The 14,065-nt window shown below is 55.3% G+C and carries 8 protein-coding genes; 7 read left to right on the top strand and 1 reads right to left on the bottom strand.

Features of this window, described 5'->3' with window-relative positions; genetic code table 11:
* Nucleotides 1-33: 33 nt before the first annotated feature.
* Both ACR0BI_RS11045 and ACR0BI_RS11040 read left to right on the top strand, forming a co-directional pair.
* On the top strand, nucleotides 34-1,773 hold the full coding sequence (locus ACR0BI_RS11045; protein WP_480562002.1) for a type I secretion system permease/ATPase: 1,740 nt from the start codon (nucleotides 34-36) through the stop codon (nucleotides 1,771-1,773).
* Nucleotides 1,773-3,080, top strand: coding sequence for an HlyD family type I secretion periplasmic adaptor subunit (locus ACR0BI_RS11040; RefSeq protein WP_170561493.1), 1,308 nt, complete (start codon nucleotides 1,773-1,775; stop codon nucleotides 3,078-3,080). Before ACR0BI_RS11045 ends, ACR0BI_RS11040 begins: the two co-directional genes overlap by 1 nt.
* A gap of 20 nt (nucleotides 3,081-3,100) precedes the next feature.
* Here ACR0BI_RS11040 and ACR0BI_RS11035 read toward each other — a convergent pair whose 3' ends face one another.
* Nucleotides 3,101-5,014 (bottom strand): M10 family metallopeptidase C-terminal domain-containing protein, encoded by a 1,914-nt coding sequence (locus ACR0BI_RS11035; protein ID WP_480562004.1) that lies wholly within the window; start codon nucleotides 5,012-5,014, stop codon nucleotides 3,101-3,103.
* 349 nt (nucleotides 5,015-5,363) lie between these two features.
* Between ACR0BI_RS11035 and ACR0BI_RS11030 the strand changes: the two genes are divergently transcribed.
* The 5 genes from ACR0BI_RS11030 to ACR0BI_RS11010 all read left to right on the top strand — a co-directional run bounded on the left by ACR0BI_RS11030 (nucleotide 5,364) and on the right by ACR0BI_RS11010 (nucleotide 14,062).
* On the top strand, nucleotides 5,364-9,218 hold the full coding sequence (locus ACR0BI_RS11030; protein WP_480562006.1) for an Ig-like domain-containing protein: 3,855 nt from the start codon (nucleotides 5,364-5,366) through the stop codon (nucleotides 9,216-9,218).
* A 64-nt stretch (nucleotides 9,219-9,282) separates the two neighbouring features.
* Nucleotides 9,283-10,089 (top strand): SapC family protein, encoded by an 807-nt coding sequence (locus ACR0BI_RS11025; protein ID WP_480562008.1) that lies wholly within the window; start codon nucleotides 9,283-9,285, stop codon nucleotides 10,087-10,089.
* Between the two features lie 367 nt (nucleotides 10,090-10,456).
* Nucleotides 10,457-10,639, top strand: coding sequence for a hypothetical protein (locus tag ACR0BI_RS11020; RefSeq protein ID WP_170394547.1), 183 nt, complete (start codon nucleotides 10,457-10,459; stop codon nucleotides 10,637-10,639).
* On the top strand, nucleotides 10,636-12,768 hold the full coding sequence (locus ACR0BI_RS11015; RefSeq protein WP_480562010.1) for a type I secretion system permease/ATPase: 2,133 nt from the start codon (nucleotides 10,636-10,638) through the stop codon (nucleotides 12,766-12,768). The genes ACR0BI_RS11020 and ACR0BI_RS11015 overlap by 4 nt, the downstream gene beginning before the upstream one ends.
* Nucleotides 12,752-14,062: an HlyD family type I secretion periplasmic adaptor subunit gene (locus tag ACR0BI_RS11010; protein ID WP_480562012.1), complete on the top strand. Its 1,311-nt coding sequence runs from the start codon at nucleotides 12,752-12,754 to the stop codon at nucleotides 14,060-14,062. The genes ACR0BI_RS11015 and ACR0BI_RS11010 overlap by 17 nt, the downstream gene beginning before the upstream one ends.
* The last annotated feature ends 3 nt before the right edge of the window (nucleotides 14,063-14,065 follow it).

Genomic DNA, 14,065 nt, shown 5'->3' with positions numbered 1-14,065 from the left:
GTTCCAATTGTGAGCAATCAAGGGCCAAAACGCGTGAGCTTGAAAAACCGCAACACCCCGCCTCAGCGCCATGAGCTGCGAAAGGTGCGTAATCAGGGGAACAGTTTCCTGGCGCTTGCCTTCATTTTCAGCGTTTTTGTCAATCTGCTTATGCTGACCGGACCGCTGTTCATGCTGCAAGTGTATGATCGGGTCCTTGGGTCACGCTCGGTCGAGACTTTATCAGCGCTATTTCTGCTTGTCGCGCTGCTTTATGCGCTGATGGCGATGTTGGACTATGCGCGCGGCCGAATTGTGGCTCGGTTCGGAGCGCGATTTCAATCAGCACTCGATGAACGCGTGTTTGAAGGGACCATGCGACGCGCATTGTTCCCACAGGTTCGATCAGCACCTGCGACTGCATTGCGAGATCTAGAATCGATCCGTGCACTATGTGCCTCGCCCGTTTTGTTGGCGGTGATGGACATCCCTTGGACTCCAGTCTTTGTGGCTGCAATTTTCCTGTTCCACCCGTTGCTAGGCTGGTTGGCCGTCGCAGGCGGAACGCTTCTGGTTGTTATCGCCCTACTAAACCAAGCGTTGACCCATCGCAAAGTGGCAGATGCTCAAATCGCCTCTGCCAAAGCAAATGCATTTTCTGAACACGCCAGACAAGCTGCCGAGGTCGTCAGATCTCAGGGCATGCAGGAAGATGTCTCAAAACGCTGGTTGAACCAACGCACCGAGGCGCTTTCTCAATCCATATCCGCAAGCGACTGGACCGGCAGCTTTACTTCGTTGACCAAGTCTCTGCGGCTGTTTTTGCAATCCGCCATGCTGGCGCTTGGCGCGTTGCTGGTTCTGCGCAACGAAATGACGCCCGGTGCTATGATTGCTGGCACGATCCTTCTAGGTCGCGCTTTGGCTCCGGTCGAAATGGCGGTGGGTCAATGGTCGATGATCGAACGCGCGCGCACGGCATGGATTAACCTGAACACATTTCTTGATTCAACGCCCCCCGAGGCGTCGCGCACCAAACTGCCCGTTCCCAAAGCACATCTTGTCGCAAAGGGCCTGACGGTGATCCCTCCGGGCGCGAAGACACCGACACTACGGAATGCGGCACTTGAGTTGCGCCCCGGCACAGCTCTGGGTGTGATTGGTAAAAGTGGGTCTGGCAAAACAACCCTAGCCAAAGCGTTGTTGGGCCTTTGGCAACCGGCGGCAGGGGAAATCCGTTTGGCCGGCGCTACACTTGATCAATACGACCCTGATGATCTTGGGCAACATATTGGCTATTTGCCACAGCAAGTGACCCTCTTTAACGGAACGGTTGCTGAAAACATCGCCCGGATGTCACAAACCCCTGATCCCGAAGCTGTAGTTGCCGCAGCGAAAACAGCCAATGCGCATGAGCTGATTCTGGGGCTTGAGAAAGGATACGATACTTTCCTTGAGGGCAATGACAGCCAGCTTTCCGGTGGGCAGAAACAGCGGATTGCATTGGCGCGCGCTCTCTATGGTAATCCGGTATTGTTGATTCTGGATGAGCCAAACTCGGCCCTGGATGCAGACGGAACCCTCGCCCTGAACAACGCGGTCCGCGAGCTCAAGAGCGCGGGCAAATCCACGATTATCATGACGCACCGGCCTCAAGCGATCTCGGAATGCGACGATCTTGTCGTTGTCGAGAAAGGCCAGATCGTCAAATCCGGTGGGCGCGATGAAGTTTTGAACACGATGGTCCAAAACGCCAACGTTATCAAAAGGCACCTGAACAAGGTGGGTGAATAATGGCAGACAAGAGTTCACGTCCCGTTTGGAGTATTAAAGCGCCCGCTTTTGTCGGCCTTTTGGCTCTGGCAGTTTTGATCCTGGGACTGGGATTATGGAGCGTCCGCACTGAGCTGGCCGGTGCTATTATCTCGCAAGGTGTGATCGAAGTTCAGAGCAATCGTCAGGTCATCGAACACCCCGATGGTGGCGTTGTAGGCGAGATATTCGTTCGTGACGGTGACGCAGTGGCGCGTGGGGACATGATGCTGCGGCTTGACGATACGTTTTTGGCCTCGGAACAAACGATCGTGGAATCTCAGCTATTTGAGTTACTTGCCCGAAAGACCCGGCTAGAGGCTGAACGGGATGGTGCGAACGCAGATACGTTGAAGAAAAATCTGCAAGAGCTCAAAACCCGCGAATCGATCGACGACGATCTGTTGGAAGGCCAACAACGTCTGTTCAACGCCAGGTTGGAAACGCTGACCCAGCAGATCGACCAGCTTGGGAAACAGAAGATACAGATCCAGAACGAGATTGAGGGGACGCAGGCGCAATTGGCGTCACTGAATACTCAGGTTGAATTGATCAGAACGGAGCTCGAAGATCAGCAAGGTTTGCTTGATCGCGGCCTGACGCAGGCCAGCCGCGTTTCTGCATTGCAGCGGGAAGAGGCAAATCTAACAGGGCAAATTGGCAGCCTCGAATCCACAGTTGCGCGACTGACAGGCCAGATCGCTACGACCGAAATTCAAATTGTTGAATTGCAGGCCACGCGGCGCGAAGAAGCCATCACCGAGCTTCGGGATGTGCAGTCTCGCGTTGTAGAACTGGCAGAACGTCGTCTTTCCCTTTCCGAGCGTTTGTCGCGTCTAGACATCCGTGCACCCGTCGCTGGCACAGTTTACGACAGTCAGGTTTTTGCCATCCAGTCTGTGATCCAGCCGGGTGAGCCGATGATGTATGTAGTGCCGCAGGATACGCCCTTGTTGGTCGCAGCACGGGTGGATGCGTTGCATGTGGATCAGTTACATCGCGGACAGGAAGTCGCCCTGCGCTTTCCCGCATTCAATCAACGCGACACGCCCGAGCTGAATGGCCGTGTGATCAATGTCTCAGCAGATTCATTCACAGATGAGACAAGCGGCTTTACCTTCTACCGTGCTGAAGTTGTGCCTGACGAAGGACAACTGGACCGTTTGAATGGCCAGGAACTGTTGCCGGGTATGCCTGTCGAAGCCATGATCAAAACTGATGAACGCACTCCGCTTTCTTACCTGGTCAAACCATTGGCAGATTACTTCTACCGCGCGTTTCGAGAATAGCACCGGTCACGCAGTCTCATTCAAACTGCCTCGATATTGCCAAGCAGTATTGAGGTCATGTCGACCGACAGATCACTATCAACAATAGTGACCTCTGCTCCGGTTTCGTAGGTGACGTTGCTGCGTGAAATTCCGGATAGATCCGCATTTGCATCCAGAAAAACCCACTCAGCGTTGTGCGCAGAAGGCTGGCCAACCGCAACCTGAAGAATTGCCAGTGCATCCAACGCGTTTACCGATCCATCCCGGGTGATATCGGCCGCGATGTAATTTTCGGCCGTTGCCGGACCCCATGTCGGATCAAGTCCAACCGACATGCGCAAAACCTGCAATGCATCCAGCGCTGTTATCTCGCTGCTTGCCGTTGAATACGATTTAATGATGTCCAATTGGCCGGGAAACGCGCCGTCTGGTAGATCCAGATCAAATTCACCTTGTGCATTTGCCTGCGCAACAATTGCAGACCCTCCGTCTGGGGTGAACCGGATTTCAGCATTTCCCAACGCTGCGTTTGGAGTCGTCGAATTCAGCGTGAACCCACCAGCTACCCCGTCTGATGAGTTGTTATCCGGCCCGCTACCCAGATTGACAGGAATATGATCGGGACCACCAAACCCTGCGCCGAATACCTGCTCAGTTGTCAGGGAGGTGCCATTAGCTGAAACAAGTTCTATCGTTTCGTCGCGATAAGCGATTTGGGCGCCTTGAGCGGTGGAAGTGAAATCCAACTGCGCTGGGGTGCGCAGAAAAGGATAATCGGTCAGATCCAAACGATCGGTGCCGGCCTGAAAGTCCGTGATCACAGTCGGGCCACTTGTTTGACGGATCACAAAGATGTCCGCGCCAGCACCACCCGTCATGGTCGTGGAACTAGTGCCGGTAGTCAGCATATCGTCCCCTGCTCCGCCGTCCAGAATAGTGTCCAGTATGCCGCCTTTTAGCATGTCGTCCTGCGCGGTACCGGTTACTGTACCGAAGCCTTCGACAACAATTCCAAGGTCGGCAATCGATACGCTCAACTGAGTGAGCCCTGCATCCTGTTGAGATGATACAAATATCTGCAGCTCATCCCCCATATGCGCAACGCTGATCGTTTGGACATTTTGCAATCCACTGTCCAGGGTATCAGCAAAACTATCCATATGGATGAGCTGCCCGTCCGGCGTCATTGTAAACAGCGTGATCCCATCATCCCCGCCCCCAGCCACCACGAAAACCCGACCATTAACTTCAAGAATTGAAAGATCCTGTACGGCCCCAAACCGGGTATGCAGGGTATCCAGAATATGATCCGTCGGCTTTAACTGCCCGCTGGCGTCCAATTCCATAACGCTTAGCGAATTGCTTTGCGATCCGGCCACAACAATCCATGACTTTCCATAGGCTTGAATTGTCTCAACCGCCGTAGGAGAACTGATGCCCAGCGTTTGGATATCGTCATTACCGGCAACCTCAGAGAGCACGCCACTGCCTTGATCGATCGAATATGACGAGATTGTTCCACTGGTTGCATCTGCGCCGACAATGAAATGATTCGACCCCGATTGCAGGGTCTGAAGCGTACTGGCAGACGCGTTGATGCTATGCGCCGGGCTCAGCGATCCATCACCATTGATACTATAGGTGCCGATCTGGCCTGTGTCCTCATGCGCAAGCGCAAGCAAGTCGCCAGCCCCAATCGTTACCTGGACCGCTGCAGCGATATCCCCGCCGCCCGTCAAGGCATTGGTTTCTTGCAAGGCACCGATAGTGCCATCCGCGTTTAGTTCATAACCCACAAGCCCTGTGGCAGTATCGACGTCGAGGACCAGTTGATCATTGCCCGCCAGATGAATCGGGGTTCCGCTGTGCCCGACCTGATGGGCAATCGAGGCATCGAAATATTGTTGGTCCTGTTCTTGTGGGCCAGCCCCCTCCACAAGGCGCCAAGACACGAGCCCTCCCCCGGATCCGCTCGTGCTGTAAAGATACGTTTCCCCGTTAAACGTTTTTAAAGCCGTATCGCCGATACCTGAATCGAGCGCTGCGGTCCCCGTTGCCACCACTCTTTCGAACTGAAGCATCATCGCCCGTTACCCCCTGCCACCCCTGGCAACACATACAGGATGAAACGATGTTCGGTTCTGAACCAGAACAGAAATGTGGTGAAAACAAGGACTTCAGTTCCAGATTAACTCAAATTTTTCGCAGCGGTCGAATGGCGCATAAGATCAAACCACAGACCAGATCGGCCGAAAACAGCATATCACGCAACGACCAGCGTCCATCTAATGAGAGGGCAAAATGACCAAAGATACCGTTTCGACCAATAAATCGACCACGGACGCCGGGCCCGATGCGCAACGTACGCGCCATATCCGCAAATGGTTCGACAAAAAACTTCAGCGATGGGTAGGACGCGGGGTTGCTGGCGGCCTTGGCTCGACACTATTCGCATTACCAGCTCTTGCGCAGGCCACCGATGAACAGCTTGCGTCACATCAGTTTGCTGAGTCAATTCCGGGCGTTCGGGTGGCAAAGCTGCTTTCGAATGGCGACGTGCAGCTGAAACTGACAGATGGGCGGACGATTGTTGTCTCTGCCGAGAACGTACAGATTCTGGAAAACGGCACCATAATGGTTGCAGATGAAGTCGTCGGCGAAATTGCACAATTAGGTCTAGCCGCAGAGGCCGCAGGTGCGACCGCAGCGACCGCAGGTGGCGTAAGCGGTGCCGGGCTGGCCTTGGGCGGGCTGGGAATAGCCGGTGCTGCAGCTGCTGGTGGCGGAGGCGGCGGCGGTGGAGACAGCGACGATGAAACTGATGCCGAACCCAGCGTTACCCCCTCACCTCCTCGACCGCCCAGCCTGAACCTGGCTGAGCTGCAATCAAACGCATTGAGCAATCTCAGCAGCCAAACAACAGCGCCGGATGGAACGACGACTGTCGAAGTTACCATCGGATCGGTGACAAAATCAGTCACTCCTGCAGGCGACGGAAGCTGGAGCGTTTCACTGACGCAGGCCGAGGCAGCGGCCCTGCCTCAGGGGATCTCGGATGTTTCCGTGCGCCATCTGGATGGTAGCGGGATGGAGCTATCGGCTGAAACCGCAAGGTTCGACGTTGATACCATTCCGCCGGTCCTGACCATCGATACATTCTCGCCGGGTGCGGTAATGAATGCTGCAGAACAAGGTACAAATCTCGAAATCTCTGGCACAACGGATGCCGAGAATGGGCAGACCGTAACGGTAGCGATTGGTGGGCAATCCTATAGTGGCACCGTTTCGGGCGGCGGCTGGAGCGTTTCGGTGCCCGCTTCAGATCTTACCACGCTGCCAGACGGGTCAAGCGTCACGGTGACGGCTGATGTATCAGATCGCGTTGGGAACCCAGCAGCTCAGGCCAATGGAAGTTTTGAAACTGATCTGACCGCGCCTGATCTGACATTAAACCCAGTGGGTGGCGGTTCAATAGATCTGGCCGATGTCGTTGGGGATCTTGTCTTGTCGGGCACGACCACAGCTGAAAACGGCCAGATGGTCAATGTATCTTTCGACGGTCAGGATTACACGGGTTCTGTATCGGGCGGCAGTTGGTCAGTGACGATCCCGAATGCCGATTTGTCTGGTTTGACTACCGGTGTGCCCGCATCCGTTTCAGTTGCCGTCAGCGACACAGCAGGCAATTCGGCAACACCGATATCGGTATCCGTTCCGGTCGATCTTACGGGCCCATCAATTGCAATCACTCCCTTGTCGGTCGGGGCTATCCTGAATGCGGTCGAAACCGGATCTGACCTGGTCGTAAGCGGGACAACAGGGAACGTAACCGACGGGCAGCAGGTAACAGTAACCCTTGATGGGCAGACTTATACCGACTCGGTCTCGGGCGGCAGTTGGAGTGTGACAATCCCCAGCGCCGATCTCATAGCGCTTGCCGATGGTGGAGACTTCAATATCACGGGCGACGTGACGGACGCCGACGGCCTTGTCGCACCGCAAGTCAGCGTCAACTTATCCAAAGATGTCACCGCCCCAACTCTGAGTATCGACAGTTTTTCGGGCGGAGCGGTTTTGAATGCTGCGGAACGTGGTACGGACTTGACCATTACGGGCACTACATCCGCCGAAGATGGTCAGACAATCACCGTAAATCTGAACGGCCAATCCTACACTGGACAGGCTTCAACCGGGGGGTGGTCGGTGAGTGTCCCCTCGGCGGATTTGGCGACGTTACCCAATGGAGCTACGATCAGCGCGATAGCGGATGTATCGGATGCCGCCGGCAATCCGGCGATACAGGCGACCAACAGCTTCGACACGGACTTCTCCGCCCCGTCGCTCGCCATATCATCACTCTCAGATGGAGCAGTAGTCAACCTGACCGAACAAGCAACGGATCTGGTGGTCTCGGGAACTTCTGATGCGGCCAATGGTACGCAAGTTTCGGTACAGATCATCCAATCCGGAGGTGCGGTTCTGACCGGCGGAACCGCCACTGTAAATGGTGGCATCTGGACATTCACAGCGGCTGCTGCCGATTTGAGCAGCCTGCAGGACGGGCAAACGTATGACGTGAACGCCTCAATCACGGATGCGGCTGGCAACACGAATGCTGCGACGACCAGTTTCAGCACCGACCTCAGCGCACCAACAATTGCATTGAACCCGCTTTCGGTTGGATGGGTTCTGGATATCGTTGAACAGGGAACAGACCTCAATGTGTCGGGGACAACAAATGCCGAGGACGGGCAGATTGTAACGATTAGCCTTAATAGCCAGACCTACAGTGCGGTGGTTTCTGGTGGCTTGTGGAGCACAAGCATTCCTTCGGCGGATTTGGCCAGTTTGGCCGATGGAGGCAATTTTGCGGTCACGGCATCGGTTCAAGACGCCGCAGGAAACCCGGCAACCGATGCGACAACCATGTTGGCCACGGATTTCAAACCTATCCTCTACATCGATGATGTGGGTGCCAATAGTGCCGTGTCGCTGATCGATGCACAAAACACTGGAATGACCGTATCAGGCAGTTCCGCAGGCCTGTCTGCCGGACAAGCGGTCGATCTCACGCTTAACTCGGTCTCGCTTGGTTCGGCCACAGTTGCAGCCGATGGGAGCTGGACCCTGTCCGCGCCTGCTGCAAGCTTTGCCTCGATTGAAGCGGGAGACGCCCTCGATTTCGAAGCACAGGCGACAGTCGCAGGCGGCCCCGATCCTGATCCGGTGTCCGAACAGGCAATTGCTCATGTTCCGGCGGCCTACACCATCGTTGAAGCCGGTCGCAGCGGAACGACAGTGACGTTCGAGGTCTACGCAGATTCCGATCGCGATATCTCAAGCGGTCTGGCCTTTACCGCCGAGCTGGGGTTCGATCCTTCGGTGGCGACCTACGATAGCGGCTCCGAGTCAGAAAACCCTGACTTCAATCTCTTTCTGGCTAACCCGAATGGAGGTTCCGCAATCAGTTTCGCGGGCGCGGCCACGAGCTATGGGGATTTATCGCAGCCTGTGGTGACATTTACCATGACAGTTCAGGACGCGAACCAACCCATCGTCTTGACGTTGACCACTCCAGACGGAGGGCCATCACAGCTCCATCTCGGCACCGGTGGGAATGATACCATTACGGGCTCGGATGTTGATGATGTCATCCGCGGCAACCAGGGCGACGACACCATAGATGTGTCCGGGGCGGGTCGAGACGTCATCGTTTTCGAAGCTGACTCATCTTCAAATGGCATTGATACGATCAATGGTTTCACACTGGGCCCAGCAGCCAGCGTTTCTGACGCCTTGATGTTCCAGGGGTTGAATACCACATCGCTTCGCGGCGACGGGACCGGTGTGGAGACCTTGGTGGCCGGCGGCACAATTGGTGCCAACACCGGGTTCGTCGGGCTGGAGACCACGCTTTCGGACCTTGATCTGGATACAATCACTAGCGCAGCCGAAAACCTGAATGGTGCTCAATCAGGTGATGAGATGTATCTGCTGGCAACGGACGGCACTGACAGCATTCTGGTCAAGGTTGACTACTCTGGCCCAGATTCGGCGTCGGTCGAAGCGCTTGCACAGTTCGATGGCCTTTCCGATCTGAGCAGTTTGTCCGACGACAACATCCTGATCACTGACCCAACTGGCGCTTCAGCCTAAACGGCGCACGTAGCTTGGGGCGATGCACAAATGTAGCCTCGCCTCTTCAGAACAAGAGGATCACATGGAAGAGAACGGCCTTTTCCCAGTCAGCCTTGTACGGCACAGGAATCGATTCTGGCGCCGGTTCACATCATACCAATTTGTTGCAGAGATGGACGCCTGTCCCATCGTCATCTCAGAAGTTCCGCAAATTGCCACATCTTTTCCGATTGTGTTCCTGTCAAACCAAACAGGTTTTTCTCCCGTCGCACTATTCTCAGTCATCCCGGAAATGGCACCGCCCTTCGTCGACCAAAACGGTCGCTGGCTTGCGCCTTATGTGCCTTCAGCGTTGCGTTGCTTTCCATTCCAGGCAGAAGCTTTAAAAAAGGGCGACTCTCGGTCACGTCTGTTTGTCGACGAGGATTCAGGGTTGGTAACACATGACCCTAAGGACCAACCATTTTTTACAGTGGACGGACTTTTGACGCAGGATCTCTGCCGTGTGCGCCGCTTTCTGCAAAATCGCCTGGCCTCGGCAAACAAAACGGACCAAGTCTGCTCTTTGATCGCTGAAATGGGTCTGCTTGTACCACTGGACGAACAGAATGGCGTCACTTTGACCGAGGGTTACTGGGGCGTTGATCCAATTCTGCTGGAACGATTGCCCGAGTCTTATAAATTGGCCCTGCTTTCCAGCGGCGCGCTACGGTTGATTCACGCTCATCAAGTATCCCTGTCGCATTGCGTTTGGCTGTCCAGTGCACAGAGCCAATCAGGCACGAGGAGTTCAGAACAAAACGGCACCTTTGGCGGATTCATGACTGCACTTGCTGAAGAGGTTCGGCACGGACAATGCAAGGAGGGCGCGATCCATGCAATGGGTTAAGCTCGGGCTTGGAATCCTTGGCATAACAGCGGGGTTACTGTCAGTTTCAGCCTGCACCTCAACGCCCAACCTAGCCGATGTCGAGACATCTTTAACGCGAGGAACGACCGGAGCAAGCGCAACAGCACGATCAAAACAACTTTCAAAGAACGCTTTTGACCAACAAGTGCGACAGGCTGTTCAGAGCAGTTCGATTGTGGCACGAAGTGGGTCCAAAACAAGGACAATCCAAGCTTACCAGAATGCCGCTGGCGGTGCATTCTTGGCTCAGGCCTTATTGGGGTTGATAGCGCGGCCCGTTCAGACGAACTCCAATAGTAGTGAAGCGCCCCCTTACTGGCGGGTATCGGAAGGTCATGAACCTAGAATGGATGTATTGACTGCGAGATCCCGAGTGTCGGGTGCGAAACGCAACGACATGCAGCTACAGGAACGGCTGATTCTGGCAGAACAGAACTTCGCTTTGGCCAATTACACCTCATCGATCCGAACCGAGACCATTCTGGGTTTTCCGGGGTTCACGATGGACACGCTGGATAAGTCGCTATGAATGTTGATCGTGCAACTCTGACCGAACTGGAAGCTTGCTTGTTGAATGTCGCGGCGACACTTGAGCGACCGTTGACAGTGGCAGCACTGAACGCCTGCCAATCTGGTGATACAGGTGAGTTGACCGTGCGCGATGCGATGCACGCGGCACAACGAGCAGGCCTGCAGGTCGGGTTTGGTGCGCGAAAGCTGTCGGCATTTGATGCATCGCTGGCACCTGCGATCTTGTTGTTGGAAGGCGATCGCGCCGTTGTGTACCACGGGCGCACGCGCAATGGCGATCTATTGCTTTACGACCCCGCTTTAGATGACGGTATCGGAGAGGTTCCTGAAAGCGGCGTGGGCGAAGTCTACACGGGCTATGCATTGTTGTTTCGACCCTTGCACCGCGACGAGGTTAACGCAGATCAAGCGGATCAGCGGGGTCATTGGTTCTGGTCGGCCCTTTCCGCAAACCGCTGGTCTTACGTTCAGGTGGCGCTGGCTGCGGCGATGGCAAACGTTCTGGGACTTACGACCTCAGTCTTTATCATGATCGTCTACGACCGGGTCTTGCCCAACGAGGCGACCGAGTCGCTGATTGCTTTGACGCTTGGCGTGGGGTTGGCGCTTCTTTTTGACTTCGCGTTGAAGCTCCTTCGCGCGGGGTTCATAGATCGCGCCGGCCAGAATGCTGACATGTCCATGGGACGGCGAGTATTTGACCAGGTGCTGAATATTCGCATGTCGTCCCGAACGGGCTCAACGGGTGCAATGGCCAGTACCATCCGCGAATTCGAAACTTTGCGTGAATTCTTTACTTCTGCCACACTCGTCGCTGTCGTAGACTTGCCATTCATCGCGGTATTCATATTCGCGATCTATATGGTGGGCGGCCCGCTGGCGCTTGTTCCGGCACTCGCTGTACCAGTCGTTCTTCTCAGCGGACTGGCTGTTCAACCGATCCTGTCGCGTCTTGCTGAACAAAGTTTTGCAGACGGACAATCCAAGCAATCTGTTCTGGTTGAGGCTGTATCAGGCTTGGAAACCATCAAGACAACCGCCGCCAGTCGGCAGATGCGAATGCGGTGGGAAGGTGCAATTGCACGCCAGTCAAACTACGGATCACGCAGCAGGGCCGTTACTCAATTTGCCCTGAACCTAACTGGATTTACTCAGCAGGCCGCGCAAGTACTTATCGTCTTTTATGGTGTATTTCTGATCACGGATGGCCAGACGAGCATGGGGGCACTTGTTGCGTCGGTGATGCTGACCGGCCGTGCCCTGGCACCGCTGGGACAATTGGCGCAAACCCTGACACGTGTCAATCAGGCACGCAGTGCCTACCGCAATCTGGACACGTTAATGCAGGCGAGCAATGAGCGGCCTGAAGGCAAATCTTGGATCAGCAGATCCGAGTTTTCCGGGCGGATAACGTTTAACAATGTTCATTTCGCATATCCTGATCAAACGGAAGATGCGATGAAAGGTGTTTCATTTACAATCGAACCCGGTGAAAAAGTCGCTGTCCTGGGCCAGATTGGGTCGGGCAAGAGTACGATTGCGCGACTGCTGTTGGGCCTCTACCAACCGCGTGTGGGCTCGGTGATGTTGGACGGGCTGGACATTCGCCAGATTGATCCCGGCGACTTGCGGCGAAATATTGGTTCAGTCTTGCAAGACATCTGGCTGTTTTCCGGTACCGTCCGGGAAAACATTGCCAGCGGGTCGGTGCGCCCGCGTGATGATGAACTGATCCGTGCAGGGCGCATTGCAGGTGTCGAAGATTTTATCGCGCGGCACCCACGGGGCTATGATCAGCCTGTAGCCGAACGAGGAGAAGGATTGTCAGGTGGTCAAAGGCAGGCGATTGCATTGGCCCGGGCGCTTATCGGGCATCCTCCTGTCCTGCTGCTGGATGAGCCTACGAGCGCGATGGACGTCAAATCCGAATCCGAAATTATACGCCGCCTTAAAAAGACCACGCCAGATACCACGATGATCATCGTGACGCACCGAACCAGCCTGCTGGAACTGGTTGATCGGGTCATAGTGATTGAGGAAGGCAAAATTGCGATGGACGGACCCAAAAACATCCTGACGCAGACAGTTCGCAAACACGGGAGGCATCTGAATGTCGCGGCATCCTGATCTGGAAAGCCTCGCCCGTGAAATGCGTGGCGGGTCACCGCTGCGGGGATCATTGCTGCTCCTCCTGATACTCAGTTGTTTGATAAGCGCCGTCGCCTGGGCTCATTTAACTGAACTCGACGATGTCGTGAGGGCAGATGGGCGTATCGTGCCATCCGGCGACATTCAGGTGATCGAAGCGACCGAACCCGGTGTTTTGCGGTCCGTTCACGTGCGCGAGGGTCTGGTGGTTGAGGCTGGTACATTGCTGATGGAACTGAATACTACTCAGATCGAACGAGAGTTGAGCCAAGAGCAACAGCGTGCCTATGGTTTGATGGCCCGCGCACAACGACTACGTGCCGAAATCGATGGGGCTGAGCTTGAGTTCGACGACGATCTTCTGACTGGCGCGCCAGATGTCGTGCGGTCGGAGACTGCGCTGTACCACGGGCGGCAAGCAGAACTTGAAGCTGAGATTGCAATTCTCTCTCGACAGCGCGACCAGAGGCAACGCGAGTACGAAGAGGGATTGGTTGACCAGGTCACGTCAACCGAGACCCTGAATGTGTTGGCCGATGAGCGCGCTATGATGATGCCGTTGGTCAAACAGAAGATGGAACCGGCAACAACCCTTTTGGCCCTGCGTCGTAGCGAGGCGGAATGGAAGGGCCGCAAGGTCAGAGCAGAGGCGATGATCAACCGGTTGAAGGCCGGGCTGGATGAAGTGGATGACAAGGTCCGCGCTACGCGCAGTCGGTTTCGTAGTGCCGCACTAACTGATCTGGCTTTGGTTTCGGCAGAGCTTGCCGCCTTGCAACCTGCCCTGCCCTCTTTGCGTGACCGTGCGTCTCGCGCGCAGATCCGGGCCCCCGTACGGGGTGTCGTAAACCGGATTCACCGGACGACGATCGGCGGGATGGCCCGAAGCGGTGAGGAACTGATTGAGATTGTTCCGTTGGACGACCGATTGTTGGTGGAAGCCTATGTTCGACCCAAAGACATCGCCTTCCTGCACCCAGAGCAAAAGGTCAAAATCAAGATCACGGCCTACGATTTTTCGCGGTACGGCAGTCTGGATGGCGAGATCGTTCGAATCGGTGCCGACACCATCACTCGCTCGGAACGAAGTGAAGAAGAGGTTTTCGTCGTCGAAATTCAGACGTCAGACACGATGTTGGATGCGGGTGGTACAGCGGTTGAAATCATCCCAGGAATGATCGCTCAGGTCGATATTCTGTCAGGCCGAAAGTCAGTTCTGGATTATCTGATCCAACCTGTTCTGAAGATAAAAGACGAGGCGCTGCGCGATTGAAGA

This window comes from Ruegeria sp. E5 (genome assembly GCF_056534105.1).
Note: the sequence above shows the minus strand (reverse complement) of the source record. Positions and strands in the feature narration are given on the sequence as shown.